Source organism: Pseudaquabacterium terrae, assembly GCF_013266755.1.
Classification (GTDB): domain Bacteria; phylum Pseudomonadota; class Gammaproteobacteria; order Burkholderiales; family Burkholderiaceae_C; genus Pseudaquabacterium; species Pseudaquabacterium terrae.
The window spans coordinates 55729-69258 of the sequence record NZ_JABRWJ010000018.1 but is presented as its reverse complement, the minus strand read 5'-3'; the positions used below and the strand labels follow the sequence as shown (position 1 = coordinate 69258).

Here is a 13530-nt window from a genome sequence, read left to right as displayed (position 1 = left end):
TAAATGGACGGCGCGCCCCCGGGCTGAGGACCGGAACGCAGTCGGCCCCCCAGGGCCGACCGCCGGATTCGGCCCGCCGTGCCCGCACCCCGAGCCGCTCGGGCGCTCAACACGAAACAAGTCGCTAACGGACCGACTGCTGGTGCTGCAGCTGGACGTGCTGGTCGACGGACAGTCAGGCGCTGGCCAACCCTGCGCGCCGCAAGGCCGGCGTGGCCGCCTCGATGCGCTCCAGCCACTGCGGCCAGATACGCGCACCGAGCGCCGCGCGGAAGGCACCGAAGTGGCCGATCGGCCCGGCGCCGAGCGCGCGGGCATCGAGCGTCGGGCGCTGCACGCGGGCGCGCGTGAAGCGCTCGGCCAGCGCGTTCACCGCCGCCGGCGGGCCGTAGGTCCAGTCGTCGGTGATGTTCCACAGGTGCGCGGTGCCGGCGAAGGATCGATAACCTTCGATGTGCGCGGCCAACGCCGGATCGTCGAACAGGTAGCCGCGGCGCCGGCCCCAGCGCGCCCAGTCGAGCGCCACGCCCTTCGGCAGCCCGGCGCCGCTGCCGCCCATCACCCAGCCGGGCACGCGGCCGAACAGGTGCGCGGCCGCCGGCAGCAGCGCATGGAAGAACAGGTGCGTGAACAAGCGGTGGTAACCCGGCCACAGTCGCCACTCGCCCGACTGCGCGGCGATGCCGAGCAGCGCGTCGGCGCGCTCGACGCCGTCGACCAGGCCGATCGCATTGCCGCCGAACGAGTGGCCGATCAGCAGCAGCGGCAATAGATCAGTGCCCCCTGGCCGACGCTGCGCGTCGTCCGCCCCCCGAGGGGGACGGGGCTGCTCCGGGCGGCCGAGCGCAACCCCCGCCGCACGGCGCCGCTCGACCTCGGCCAGCGCCGCCGGCATGTCCAGCAGCGCCCAGTCGCGCATGCGGCTCGGATCGGCGCGCAGTGCACCGCGGCGCGATTCGCCGATGCCGCGGTAGTCGTAGCTCAGCACCGCGTAGCCGCGTGAGGTCAGCCAGGCGGCGAAGTGGCGGTAGTAGCGCTGTGGCACGCCGGTGGCCGCGCTGATCAGCGCCACCGCGCGCACCGGCGTCGCCGGTTCGTACCAGCGCGCGGCCAGGTGCACGCCGTCGGCCGTTGTCAGCCGGAACGGCGCCGGCTCGGGGCCGCGGTGCGCGGCGAAACCCGTGTCGTTGGCCGCGCCGAGCGCGCGTTCGGCTGGGGTTTCGAAGGCCGCTTCGAGGGCGGCGAGGTCGGGGGAGGCGTTCGGGGGCAGCATGGGGAAAACTCTAGATCGTCAACTGATGATTGACTAGATGGCCGTGAGTTGACACATTGCTTCCATGAGCTTGACAAAGCGACCGTTGCCGCCGAACGCGGCCGATGAGGCCCCGCGGCTGCGCCCGGTGCCGCGCGACCTGGCCCGCGAGGCGCCGCGCCGCCGCCCGCCGCTGCCGGCGCTGGATGCCAACGCGCTGGAGCTGTTCGCGCGGGTCGTCGAGGCCGGCAGCTTTGCCGAGGCGGCGCGCCGGCTCGGGCTGACGCGCGCCGCGGTCAGCCGGCGCATCGCGGCGATCGAGGCCGAGGCCGGCGTGCCGCTGATCGCCCGCACGACCCGCTCGCTCGGCCTGACCGAGGCCGGCCGGCGCCTGTCGGCCTCCGCGCGCGGCGTGCTGGAGGCCGCCGATGCGGCGCGGCGCAGCATGCGCTCGGGCCGCTCGGCGCTGCAGGGCGTGCTGCGCATCACGGCCGTCGCGACCTTCGGCCGCATCGTGCTGGTGCCGCTGCTCGCGCGCTTCCAGCAGCTGCATCCCGAGGTGCGATACGAGCTGCTGATGACCGACCGGCGCATCGACCTGCTGCGCGAGGGCATCGACGTCGCGTTCCGCGTCACGCGCAGGCCGCCGCCCGACTGGGTCGCCCAGCCGGTGCTGCCGCTGCGCATCGGCGCCTACGCCGCGACCGGCCCGGCGCTGGGCGGGCCGGCCGAGCTCGCGCAGCAGCGTTGCATGGTGCCGATGAGCGGCGCCGACGAGGTGATGCTGCGCTGGCGCCACGACTCGGGCGGCGAGCCGGTCGAAGTGGCGGTGCGCCCGGCCACCGCGGGCGACGACATCGACAGCCTGGTCGCGATGGCGCGCGCCGGCGGCGGCATCGTGCTGGCGCCCGACTACTGCGTGCAGCAGGACCTGCAGGCCGGGCGGCTGATCGACGTGCTGCCGGGCTGGCAGTACCCCGTCGGCGACGGTGTCTGCATCCAGGCCCTGACCTTGCCACCGGCCAGCGCCGGCGAGACGGCGCGTGAGCTCGTGAAGTTCGTCCGCGAAGCGTGCGGGGCGATCCCCGATTCGCGCGCGGCCGCCGCCGCGTAGCCTGTCGGGGCCGAAAGATTTGAAATCTGCGCTTGCGGCGCCTCTGGTATCTCTCGCCCCACCATGCTGATGATGGACACCGACACCCCGAAGCCGCACATCCTCGTCGTCGACGACGAGTCCGACATGGTGGCGCTGCTGCAGGACCTGCTGCGGCGTGCCGGCTTCGAGGCCGACGGCGCATCGAACGGCGAGGAGGCGCGCCGCGCGCTGGCCGCGCGGGCCTACGAGCTGATGCTGCTGGACCTGCGGCTGAAGAGCGAGGACGGGCTGACGCTCGCACGCCAGCTGCGCCAGGGCTCGCCCATCCCGATCATCATGATCAGCGGCTCCAGCGACGAGACCGACCGCGTGCTGCTGCTGGAGCTGGCGGCCGACGACTTCCTGGTCAAGCCGTTCAGCCCGCGTGAGCTGGTCGCCCGCGTGCGGGCCGTGCTGCGGCGCTACGGCAACGCACCGGCGGCGCCGGCAGCGGCCCCCGCGCTGGCGCCCGCGGCCGGCCCGTGGTGCGGCAAGGGCCTGCGCTTCGGTGACTGGGTGCTCGACACCGACGAGCGCGAGCTGCGCCTGAACGACGGCACGCTGTGCCCGCTGACGCAGGCCGAGTACCGCTTGCTCGAAGCCTTCGTCGAGCAGCCGCACCGCATCTGGACCCGCGACCAGCTGCTCGAACGCACGCGCAGCCTCGAGACCGAGGTCTTCGACCGGACGATCGACGTGCTGATCCTGCGCCTGCGCCGCAAGATCGAGCCGAACCCCAAGCATCCGCAGTTCATCTGCACCGAACGCGGCCTCGGCTACGTCTTCGCGGCCGACGTCACGCGCCACCCGGGCTGAAGGATGGACGCCGGCACCGGACCGGTCGTGCGCGGCGCCTTCATCGACCGCGTGCGCTGGCGCCTGCTGGCGGCCTTCGGCGTGCTGCTGCTGGCGGCGATCGCGCTGGCGGGCGTCGGCTGGTGGGGCATGCGCAGCACGCAGCGGGCGCTGGCCGGTGTCGAGCACGACCTGCTGCCGAACATCTCGCATGCGCTGGAGCTGGCGCAGCGCACCACGCAGCTGGCGCTGGTCGCGCCCAAACTGAGCGAATCGGCGACCGAGCGCGAGCTCGAAGCGCACCGCACCAGCGCGCAGGAGCTGCTGCAGCAGATCCGCCGCCGCAGCGTCGACCTGCGGCCGGCGCGCGAGCTGCAGCGCGTGATCGGGCCGCTGCACGAACAGGTCGGCCGCCAGCTCGAAACGCTGATCACGCTGACGCGTGACAAGCAGCAGCTGCAGCAGCGGCTCGCGGTGCAGCGGCGGCAGCTGGAGCGTCTGGGCGAACGGCTGCACGGTGCTGCGCGGCCGGTCGAGCAGCGCAGCGCCGACCATGCCGCGATCACCGCGCTGTGGTCGACGCTGGTGCTGGGCCTGGCGGCCGAGGACGCCGCGTCGATCGGCCGGCTGCAGGCCGATGTCGAGGCGCTGCAGCTGGCAGCGCGCCGCCGCGGCGCCTGGGCGCGCCTGGCCGGCGCAGACACCACGCTGCTGGCCGAGCTGGCCGAAGGCAGCGACGGCCTGCTGGCGCAGCGCCAGCGCCTGCTGGATCTCGAAGCGCGCAGCAGCTACCTGGTGGTGCTGGCGCGGGCCAATGCCGACGAGCTCGGCGACGAGGTCTCGCGTTACGTCGCGCAGCTGCGCGGCGCCGCCGCCGATCGCAGCGAGCTGCTGGCGCGCGCGGTGCGCTCCGGCGAGACGGGGGTGCTGGTGCTGGCGCTGGTGGCGATCGTCATCGCGATGCTGGCCACGCGCTACGTGCGGCGCCTGGTCGGCGAGGTCGAGACGATCACCGCGGTGATGTCGCGGCTGGCGCAGGGCGACACCGGCCAGCCGACGCCGGCGACGCGGCGGCGCGACGAGCTGGGCGAGCTGGCGCGCAGCTTCGAGGTCTTCCGCGACCAGGCGCTGGCGCGGCAGCGCCTGGTCGGCGAGTTGCACACGCAGCGTGAACAGCTCGAAGCGGTGCTCGAGAGCCTGACCGACGGGCTCGCGGTGTTCGATCGCCAGCGCCGCCTGCTGCTGTGGAACCGGCGCTTCGAGGAGCTGCTGGCGCCGCTGGGCAGCGTGCCGATCGCTGGTACGGCCGCCGACGTGCTGCTCGCCGGGCTGCCTGCGGGCGCGCGCTGGCAGGCCTCGCCGGGCGCGGAGTCGACGGTGGCCGAAGTGTGGGAAGGCAACGGCCACGCCGAGCTGGTGCTGCCCGACGGCGGCGTCTACGACCTGCGCAGCCGCACGATGCCGGCCGGCGGCAGCGTCACGCTGGTCACCGATCTGTCCGCGCGGCGGGCCATCGAGCGCGAGCTGCAGCAATCGCAGAAGCTCGAAGTGCTGGGGCAGCTGACCGGCGGCGTCGCGCACGACTTCAACAATTACCTCGGCACCATGCTCGGCAACCTGGCGCTGCTGGAAGCGGAGCTCGCCGGCGCGCCGCGGCCGCAGCAGCTGTGGCAGCGCATCCAGCGCGCGGCCGCCAGCGCCGCCGGCCTGACGCGCCGGCTGCTGGCCTTCGCACGTCGCCAGCCGCTGCAGGCCGAGCGCGTCGAGATCGACGGCATGCTCGAGGAGATGCACGACCTGGTCGAGTACTCGGCCGGCGAGGCGGTGGAGGTCGAGCTGCAACTCGATGCGCCCGGCGTCTGCGTGCACGTCGACCGCGGCCAGCTCGAGAACGCGGTGCTGAACCTGGTGCTCAACGGTGCGGCCGCGATGCCGCAGGGCGGCCGGCTGCGGCTGGTCACGACACGGCCCGATGACGGCTCGATCGAGCTGGCGGTCGCCGACGAAGGGGTCGGCCTGCCCGAAGCGCTGCGCGACAAGGTCTTCGAGCCCTTCTTCACGACCAAAGGCGAGGGCAAGGGCAGCGGCCTCGGGCTGTCGATCGTCTACGGCTTCGTCAAGCAGAGCGGCGGCGACATCACGCTCGACAGCCGGCCCGGCGCCGGCACGACGGTGCGCCTGCGCTTTCCGGTCGCCGCCACGCTGGCGCGCGCGCTGCCCGCGGCGCAGGCTGAACCGCAGCCGGGCGCCGACGGACTGGCGGGTTTGAGGATGCTGGTCGTCGAGGACGACGATGCCTACCGCGCGACGCTGCTGGACCTGCTGGCCGAAGCGGGTGCCCGCACCGAGAGCCGGCGCTCGGCCGAGGACGCGCTGGCCTGGCTCGACGAGCACCAGCACACGCTGCCGCAGCTGGTGCTGTCGGACATCTGCCTCGGCCGCGGTCAGGATGGGCTGCAGTTCGCGCGCACGCTGCGCCGTCGCTGGCCGCATCTGCCGGTGATCCTGATGTCCGGCCTGGCGCCCGAGATGCTGGGCCAGCCGACGGCCTGGCTGCGCGACTTCGGCTTCCTGCAGAAGCCCTTCGGTATGCAGGCGCTGGCCGATGTTTCAAGGATTGGCCCGCGCCACGAACATTCGTAATCCACGGTTCATCTGCCGCCGGTCTGATGCCCTCACAGCACAACGACTCTCGGAGACATCAGCGCATGACACCCACCGCCCGCCGTATCAGCCAAGGGCTGGCCGCGCTGGCGAGCGGGCTGATGCTGGGCCTGGCGCAGGCCGAGTCGATCAAGATCTCCTGCGGTTCCGTCGGCCAGGAGCTCGAGCTGTGCAAGCAGGCGGCAGAGCAGTGGGCGCGCAAGACCGGCCACACCGTGCAGGTGGTGGCGACGCCCAACGATGCCAGCGAGCGGCTGGCGCTGTTCCAGCAGGTGCTGAGCGCCGGCTCCGACAAGATCGACGTGTTCCAGGTCGACGTCGTCTGGCCCGGCCTGCTGGCCGCGCACCTGCTCGACCTGCGGCCCTTCATGCACGGCGTCGAGAAGCAGCATTTCCCGAGCTTCATCGCCAACAACACCGTCGGTGCGCGTGAAGGCAAGCCGGGCCGGCTGGTCGCGATGCCGTGGTTCGCCAATGCCGGGCTGCTGTTCTACCGCAAGGACCTGCTCGACAAGCACGGCCTGAAGGTGCCGCTCACGTGGGACGAGCTGACCGCCGGCGCGCGCAAGGTGATGCAGGCCGAGCGCGCCGCCGGCAACGAGCGGCTGTGGGGCTACGTGTGGCAGGGCCGCGCTTACGAGGGCTTGAGCTGCAATGCGCTCGAATGGCTGGTCAGCCACGGCGCTGGCACGGTGGTCGATGCCGACGGCCGCGTCAGCGTGCGCAATGCGCAGGCCGCGCTGGCGCTGAAGACGGCTGCCGGCTGGGTCGGCACGATCTCGCCGACCGCCGTGCTGAACTACGCCGAGGAGGAAGCACGCGGCGTGTTCCAGGCCGGCAACGCCGTCTTCATGCGCAACTGGCCCTATGCGTGGGCGCCGGCGCAGGGGCCGGAGAGCACGATTCGCGGCAAGGTCGGCGTCGCGGTGCTGCCGCGCGGCAGCGGCGCCGGCGGCCGGCCTGCGGCGACGCTGGGCGGCGAATCACTCGCCGTCTCGAAGTACTCGCGCCACCCGGCGCTGGCCACCGATCTGGTGCTCTACATGACCAGTGCTGCCGTGCAAAAGGAGCGGGCGCTGACCGGCTCCTTCAACCCCACCTTGCCGGCGCTCTACCGCGACGCCGAGATTGCCCGCGTCAATCCCTTCATGGCCGAGCTCGCCGACACCTTCACGAATGCCGTCGCGCGGCCGACCGCGATCAGCGGCCCGCGCTACAACCAGGTCAGCAATCAGTTCTGGAACGCCGCGCACGAGGTGCTGTCCGGCCGGTCGGCACCGGACGATGCGCTCACGCGGCTCGAAGCCACGCTGCAGCGACTCTCGCGCGGCGGCAAATGGAACTGAAGGCGATGCCCCGCACGAACGGGGAGCTGCGGTCCGCGGCTGACCCCGTGTCGGCGCATGACGCCCGGCACAGCCTGCAGGCGCAGCGTCGCCGCCAGGCGCGCTGGATGCTCGCGCCGATGCTGCTGCTGCTGGCGGCAGTGGCCGCCTGGCCGCTGGCGCGCACGATCGCCGCCAGCTTCACCGACGCCCAGCTCGGCTCGACCGAGCCGCCGCAGTTCGTCGGCCTGGAGCACTACCTCGGCGAATACGGCGTGCTGGCCGATCGCGACTGGTGGGGCGCGGTGGCCAATACGCTGCGCTTCGCGATCCTGTCGGTGGCGTTCGAGACGATGCTGGGCCTGGGCGTCGCGCTGCTGATCAACCGCCCGTCTCCCGTGCGCACGCTGCTGCGCGCGGCGATGCTGGTGCCCTGGGCGGTGCCGACGGTGGTCTCGGCCAAGATGTGGAGCTGGATGCTGCACGACCAGTTCGGCATCGTGAACCACTACCTCTTGGCGCTCGGCCTCATCACGGTGCCGATCGCCTGGACCGCGGACCCGGCGCTGTCGATGTGGACCATCGTCGTGGTCGACGTCTGGAAGACGACGCCGTTCATGGCGCTGTTGATCCTGGCCGCGCTGCAGAGCGTGCCGTCGGACTGCTACGAGGCAGCGCAGGTCGACGGCGTGCCGGCGTTCACCGTGTTCCGCCGCATCACGCTGCCGCTGATCCTGCCCGGCGTGATCGTCGCCGTGGTGTTCCGCCTGCTCGACGCGCTGCGCGTGTTCGACCTGATCTACGTGATGACCTCGAACAGCCGCGAGACACGCAGCATGTCGGTCTACGTGCGCGAGCAGCTGATCGATTTCCAGCTGACGGGCTACGGTTCGGCGGCGGCGACGGTGCTGTTCTTCATCATCGCGCTGGTGACGATATTGACGCTCGGCGCGCTGCGCCGGCGTGATGGCGAGGGGGCGCAATGAAGCTTGCTCGCCAAGTCGGCTACGCCATCGGCGCCACCGCGCTGGTCGCAGCCTCGCTGTGGCCGCTGCTGTACGCGATCGGCAGCTCGCTGAAATCGCGCGATGCGCTGTTCGACCCGCGCCTGTGGCCCGACAAGCCCACGCTCGTGCACTACGCCGGCCTGTTCCGCGACCAGCCCTTCGGCGAGAACCTGTGGAACTCGCTGCTCGTCGCCGGCGCGGTCGTCGCGCTGTCGTTGCTGCTGGCGCTGATGGCCGCCTGGGCGCTCGGCCGCGTGCAGTTCCGCGGCCGCGGCGTGCTGCTGACGGTGATCCTCGCCGCGTCGATGTTCCCGCAGGTCGCGGTGCTGTCGGGCATGTTCGAGCTGGTGCGCGCGTTCGGCCTGTACGACCGGCTCGGCGCGCTGGTGCTCGCCGACCTGCTGCTGACCTTGCCCTTCACCACCTGGGTGCTGGTGACTTTCATGCGGCAGTTGCCGAAGGAGCTGGAAGAGGCCGCGGCGATGGATGGCGTCGGCGTGCTGACGCTGGTGTTCCGCATCTTCCTGCCGCTGATGTGGCCGGCCGTCGCCGCCACCGGGCTCCTGGCCTTCATCGCCGCGTGGAACGAGTTCCTGTTCGCGCTGAGCTTCACGCTGTCGACCGAGCAGCGCACCGTGCCGGTGGCCATCGCGCTGATCAGCGCACCGTCGAAATACGAGCTGCCGTGGGGCGCGCTGATGGCGGCCTCGGTGATCGTCACGCTGCCGCTGGTGGCGCTGGTGCTGGCCTTCCAGCGGCTGATCGTTTCCGGTCTCACGCAAGGCGCGGTCAAGGGTTGAGAGAGCCTGAGAACTTCATGAATCACCGTGTCGAGCTGCGCCAGGTGCGCAAGGATTTCAACGGCACCGCCGTGCTGTCGGGCATCGACCTCGGCCTCGCGCCGGGCGAGTTCTGCGTCTTCATCGGGCCTTCGGGCTGCGGCAAGTCGACCTTGCTGCGGCTGATCGCCGGGCTCGAGGATTTGAGCGGCGGCGAGATCCGCATCGACGACCGCATCGTCAGCCACCTGCCGCCGGCCGAGCGCGACCTGGCGATGGTCTTCCAGAGCTACGCGCTGTATCCGCACATGAGCGTGCACGAGAACATGGCCTTCGGGTTGCGGCATCGCAAGCTCGGTGCGGTGGAGATTCAACGCCGCGTGGCCGAGGCGAGCCGGATCCTGCATCTGGAGGGGCTGCTGCAGCGCAAGCCGCGTGAGCTGTCGGGTGGGCAGCGGCAGCGTGTCGCGATCGGCCGTGCGATCGTGCGGCAACCCAAACTTTTTCTGTTCGACGAGCCGTTGTCGAACCTCGACGCCGCGCTGCGCGTCGCGACCCGGCTCGAGATTGCCAAGCTGCACCGTGAGCTCGGCTCGGCCAGCACCGTGTACGTCACGCACGACCAGGTCGAGGCGATGACCCTGGCCGACCGCATCGTGCTGTTGCGCCCCGCCGCCGACCGCGGCGATGCGCCCAGCATCGCGCAGGTCGGCACGCCGCTGGAGCTCTACCACCGCCCCGCGAACCGCTTCGTCGCCGGCTTCATCGGCTCACCGGCGATGAATTTCCTGCCTGCCGAAGTGAGCGTCATCGAAGACACCGTGCTGCATGCGCGCGGCGCCGGCGGCGTCGGTTGGACCGCGCGCGTGCGGCCCGAAGGCATCGCAGCCGGCATGCCGGTGACGCTGGGCATCCGCCCCGAGCACCTGCGCCTGGGCGAAGGCCCGGGCCGGGCGCGCATCGTGCACGTCGAGAACCTCGGCGAGCATGCCTACGTCTACCTGCGCCCCGAGGGTGGTGATGAAACCGCGCCGCCGCTGCTGGCGAAGACGGCGCGCGAGGACCTCAACATCGGCGACGCGCTGGCCTTCATGCTGCCGCCCGAAGCGCTGCACTGCTTCGCTCCCGATGGCCGCGCGCTGCCGCGGCTGGCTGCCTGAGCACCTCATGAATCTCGACACCTGGGCGCTGCGGCGCCAGCGCTTCGATGCGGCCGCGCAGCCGCTGGACGCCACGCTGTTCGCGATCGGCAACGGCTTCATCGGCCTGCGCGGCGTCGGCGACGAAGGGCCGGCGGGCGGTGCGCACGACGGCTGCTACCTGAACGGCTTCTACGAGACGGCGCCGATCCACCATCCGGAGACCGCCTTCGGGCTGGCGCGCGAGAACCAGTTCATGCTCAGCGTGCCCTCGGGCAAGCGGCTGCAGATCTGGCTCGACGACGAGTGCTTCGATCCGCTGCAGGGCACGCTGCTGCACTACGAACAAGCGCTGGACTTTCGCCGCGGCGTGCTCGAGCGGCAGATCGAATGGCAGTCGCCGGGCGGCCGGCGTGTGCGCATCGCAAGCCAGCGCCTGGTCTGCCAGCAGCGGCGCACGTTGTGGGCCGCGCGCACCGAAGTCACGGCCTTGAACTTCGACGGCCGCATCGCGCTGGTGATCAACCTCGATGCGCGCGTCGGCAATCTGGCCGCCGGAGACGATCCGCGCGTCGGCAGCCACGTGGCCGAAGCGCCACTGCTGCTGCAATCGGTCGAGCAGGATGCTGAAGCGCTGCACCTGATGCAGCGCACGCGGCGCAGCGGCCTGGCGCTGCTGAGCAGCCTCGCCTGGAGCCTCGACGCTGCCACGGTGGATGGGGGCCACGCGGTGGACAGCTGCGGCGCATCCGACTGCCTGAGCCGCCGTTTCGAGTTGCCGCTGGTCGCTGGGCAGATGCTGCGGCTCGACCGCTTCGGCACGTATCACACGAGCCTCGACCATCCGGAAGATCAACTCGCGGCCACTGCGATGGCCACGCTGGCCGCCGCACGCCGCGACGGCTTCGCCATGCTGCGTGAAGAGCAGGCCGCTTACCTCGAGCGCTATTGGTCGGACGCCGATCTGGTGCTCGAAGGCGACGATCGCCTTCAGCAGGCCCTGCGCTTCAACGCCTGGCACCTGCTGCAATCCGCCGGCCGCGACGGCCGCACCAACATCGCTGCGAAGGGCCTGACCGGCGAGGGCTACGAAGGCCACACCTTCTGGGACACGGAGGTCTACGTGCTGCCCTTTTTCGTCGCCACGCAGCCGGCGATCGCGCGCAGCCTGCTGGTTTACCGACACCGGCTGCTGCCGGCCGCACGCGAGCGGGCGCGCGAGCTGGCGCATGCACGCGGCGCGCGCTTCCCGTGGCGCACGATCGCCGGCGGCGAATGCTCGGCCTACTTCCTCGCCGGCACGGCGCAGGTGCACCTGAATGCCGACATCGCGCATGCGGTGCAGCTGTACTGGGAGGCCAGCGGCGACGATCACTTCATGCTGCAGCAAGGCGCCGAGCTGGTGCTGGAGACCGCGCGCATCTGGCCCGACCTCGGCCACCACGATGCGCTGCGCGGCGGCGCGTTCTGCATCCACGGCGTCACCGGTCCCGACGAGTACACCGCGCTGGTCGACAACAACTGGTACACCAACCGCATGGCGCAGCGCCACCTGCGCTTCGCGCTGCAGGTCCTCGACTGGCTGGCCGCCCACCATCGGGCGCGGCTGGCCGAGTTGACGCAGCAGCTGGCGCTCGGTGCCGACGAGCCGCCGGCCTGGGCGCGCGCGGCCGAGGCGATGTTCCTGCCGGTGGATGCGCGGCTCGGCGTGCATCCGCAGGACGACAGCTTCCTGCACAAGCCGCGCTGGAACCTGCCCGACACCCGGCACCCGCTGCTGCTGCACTACCACCCGCTGGTGATCTACCGGCACCAGGTCTGCAAGCAGGCCGATGTGATGCTGGCACTGCTGCTGGCCGGTGACGACATCGATCTGAACGGCAAGGCGCGCGACTACGACCACTACGCAGCGGTGACGACGCACGACTCGTCGCTGTCGTACTGCGTCTTCGGCGTCATCGCCGCCGAGATCGGCCGGCTCGACCAGGCGCTCGACTACTTCGAGCGCACCACGCTGCTCGACCTCGGCGACACGCACCACAACACCGCGCACGGCGTGCACACCGCGGCGATGGCCGGCAGCTGGATGGGGCTGGTGCAGGGCTTCGGCGGGCTGCGCTGGCCCGCGGGCCGCGCGTCGTTCCGTCCCCGCCTGCCACCGCAATGGCAGCGTTACGCGTTCCGTCTCTGGTTGCGCGATGCGCAGCTCGAAGTCAGCGTCACCTCGGCCCAAGCCACGTACCGGCTGCTGCACGGCGAGGCGGCCGAGTTCTTCCACGACGGGCAGCCGCAGCGCGTTCACCGCGCCGAGCCGCTGCTGCACCTGCCGCTGCACGCCGCATGAACACACCGCCCAGCAAACCACTCGTGCCGCCGCGCGCGGTGATCTTCGACCTCGACGGCGTGATCACCGACACCGCGCAGTACCACTTCCATGCCTGGCAGCGGCTCGCGATCTCGCTCGGCCTGCCGTTCGACGAAGCCTTCAACGAGAGCCTGAAGGGCATCGACCGCATGGGCTCGCTGGATCGCATCCTGGCGCGCGGTGGCAAGGTCTACAGCCCGCAGCAGAAGCTCGCGCTCGCGCGCCAGAAGAACGAGCACTACATCGAGCTGATCTCGACGATGGACAGCGCGCAGCTGCTGCCCGGCGCGCTGCAGGCGCTGTGCGCCGTGCGCGCCGCCGGGCTGCGCATCGGACTCGCGTCGGCCAGCCGCAATGCCGCGCTGGTGCTGACGCGGCTGGGCATCACGCGCTGCTTCGACCATGTCGTCGAGGTCGCCGAGATCGAGCGGCCGAAGCCCGACCCGGAGATCTTCCTGACCGCGGCGCAGCGCCTGGGCGTGCGGCCGGTGCAATGCATCGGCGTCGAGGACGCGGCCGCCGGCGTCGCGGCCATCAAGGGCGCCGGCATGTGGGCGGTGGGCATCGGCGATGCCGAGGTGCTGTCGCATGCCGACGAGGTCATCTCGGGGCTCGACCAGTTCGACATCCAGCATTACCTGTGATATCACGCGCGCTCACTCACCATCGAGGGGAGCGCACATGAAACGCGTCACCGGCATCGGCGGCATCTTCTTCAAGGCCGCAGACCCCGACAAGCTGCGCGAGTGGTATCGGCGGCACCTCGGTTTCGAGCTCGAGCCCTGGGGTGGCATGGTCTTCAAATGGAACGACTCGCCGACCCCCGACGGCGGCGTGACGATCTGGAGCCTGATGCCCGACAGCAACGACACCTTCGCGCCGAGCAGTGCGCGCTTCATGGTCAATTACCGCGTCGACGATCTCGACGCGGTGCTGCAGCTGCTGCGCGACGAAGGCTGCCAGGTGGATGCGCGCACCGAGGAGTCGGAGCTCGGCAAGTTCGGCTGGGTGATGGACCCGGAGGGCAACCGCGTCGAGCTGTGGCAGCCGCCGAAGGCGCCGTAAGCTT

General features: G+C 71.3%; 11 protein-coding genes. 10 read left to right on the top strand and 1 reads right to left on the bottom strand.

All coding sequences use genetic code 11. The features are described 5' to 3' along the window. Positions 1–175: 175 nt before the first annotated feature. Complete coding sequence (locus HLB44_RS34735) at positions 176–1273, bottom strand: alpha/beta hydrolase family protein (protein WP_173134829.1); 1098 nt, start codon at positions 1271–1273, stop codon at positions 176–178. Between the two features lie 64 nt (positions 1274–1337). On the opposite strand from HLB44_RS34735, the gene HLB44_RS34730 reads away from it, so the two are divergent. The 10 genes from HLB44_RS34730 to HLB44_RS34685 all read left to right on the top strand — a co-directional run bounded on the left by HLB44_RS34730 (position 1338) and on the right by HLB44_RS34685 (position 13526). Beyond that, positions 1338–2366, top strand: coding sequence for a LysR family transcriptional regulator (locus tag HLB44_RS34730; protein ID WP_173134827.1), 1029 nt, complete (start codon positions 1338–1340; stop codon positions 2364–2366). Positions 2367–2438: 72 nt separating this feature from the next. Then, positions 2439–3203: a response regulator gene (locus HLB44_RS34725; protein WP_173134825.1), complete on the top strand. Its 765-nt coding sequence runs from the start codon at positions 2439–2441 to the stop codon at positions 3201–3203. 3 nt (positions 3204–3206) lie between these two features. Beyond that, on the top strand, positions 3207–5825 hold the full coding sequence (locus HLB44_RS34720) for a hybrid sensor histidine kinase/response regulator (RefSeq protein ID WP_173134823.1): 2619 nt from the start codon (positions 3207–3209) through the stop codon (positions 5823–5825). A 65-nt stretch (positions 5826–5890) separates the two neighbouring features. After that, positions 5891–7192, top strand: a complete 1302-nt coding sequence (locus HLB44_RS34715) for an ABC transporter substrate-binding protein (protein ID WP_217283931.1) — start codon at positions 5891–5893, stop codon at positions 7190–7192. Between the two features lie 5 nt (positions 7193–7197). After that, positions 7198–8157 carry a carbohydrate ABC transporter permease gene (locus tag HLB44_RS34710; protein ID WP_173134821.1) on the top strand — a complete coding sequence of 320 codons (960 nt, stop codon included), beginning with the start codon at positions 7198–7200 and terminating at the stop codon, positions 8155–8157. Then, on the top strand, positions 8154–8978 hold the full coding sequence (locus HLB44_RS34705; protein ID WP_173134818.1) for a carbohydrate ABC transporter permease: 825 nt from the start codon (positions 8154–8156) through the stop codon (positions 8976–8978). The genes HLB44_RS34710 and HLB44_RS34705 overlap by 4 nt, the downstream gene beginning before the upstream one ends. 17 nt (positions 8979–8995) lie before the next feature. After that, the gene (locus tag HLB44_RS34700; RefSeq protein WP_173134816.1) at positions 8996–10117 is read left to right on the top strand and encodes an ABC transporter ATP-binding protein; all 1122 of its coding nucleotides are present in this window, start codon (positions 8996–8998) and stop codon (positions 10115–10117) included. Between the two features lie 7 nt (positions 10118–10124). Next, complete coding sequence (locus HLB44_RS34695) at positions 10125–12440, top strand: glycoside hydrolase family 65 protein (RefSeq protein WP_173134813.1); 2316 nt, start codon at positions 10125–10127, stop codon at positions 12438–12440. Continuing rightward, on the top strand, positions 12437–13105 hold the full coding sequence (pgmB, locus tag HLB44_RS34690; protein WP_173134810.1) for a beta-phosphoglucomutase: 669 nt from the start codon (positions 12437–12439) through the stop codon (positions 13103–13105). The genes HLB44_RS34695 and pgmB overlap by 4 nt, the downstream gene beginning before the upstream one ends. A 37-nt stretch (positions 13106–13142) precedes the next feature. Continuing rightward, positions 13143–13526: a VOC family protein gene (locus HLB44_RS34685; RefSeq protein WP_173134808.1), complete on the top strand. Its 384-nt coding sequence runs from the start codon at positions 13143–13145 to the stop codon at positions 13524–13526. Positions 13527–13530: the final 4 nt, after the last annotated feature.

What these genes read in the sequence shown, in the direction of transcription:
- HLB44_RS34735 (WP_173134829.1), bottom strand. Translation starts at nt 1,273, where the DNA reads ATGCTGCCCCCGAACGCCTCCCCCGACCTCGCCGCCCTCGAAGCGGCC.
- HLB44_RS34730 (WP_173134827.1), top strand. Translation starts at nt 1,338, where the DNA reads ATGAGCTTGACAAAGCGACCGTTGCCGCCGAACGCGGCCGATGAGGCC.
- HLB44_RS34725 (WP_173134825.1), top strand. Translation starts at nt 2,439, where the DNA reads ATGGACACCGACACCCCGAAGCCGCACATCCTCGTCGTCGACGACGAG.
- HLB44_RS34720 (WP_173134823.1), top strand. Translation starts at nt 3,207, where the DNA reads ATGGACGCCGGCACCGGACCGGTCGTGCGCGGCGCCTTCATCGACCGC.
- HLB44_RS34715 (WP_217283931.1), top strand. Translation starts at nt 5,891, where the DNA reads ATGACACCCACCGCCCGCCGTATCAGCCAAGGGCTGGCCGCGCTGGCG.
- HLB44_RS34710 (WP_173134821.1), top strand. Translation starts at nt 7,198, where the DNA reads ATGCCCCGCACGAACGGGGAGCTGCGGTCCGCGGCTGACCCCGTGTCG.
- HLB44_RS34705 (WP_173134818.1), top strand. Translation starts at nt 8,154, where the DNA reads ATGAAGCTTGCTCGCCAAGTCGGCTACGCCATCGGCGCCACCGCGCTG.
- HLB44_RS34700 (WP_173134816.1), top strand. Translation starts at nt 8,996, where the DNA reads ATGAATCACCGTGTCGAGCTGCGCCAGGTGCGCAAGGATTTCAACGGC.
- HLB44_RS34695 (WP_173134813.1), top strand. Translation starts at nt 10,125, where the DNA reads ATGAATCTCGACACCTGGGCGCTGCGGCGCCAGCGCTTCGATGCGGCC.
- pgmB (WP_173134810.1), top strand. Translation starts at nt 12,437, where the DNA reads ATGAACACACCGCCCAGCAAACCACTCGTGCCGCCGCGCGCGGTGATC.
- HLB44_RS34685 (WP_173134808.1), top strand. Translation starts at nt 13,143, where the DNA reads ATGAAACGCGTCACCGGCATCGGCGGCATCTTCTTCAAGGCCGCAGAC.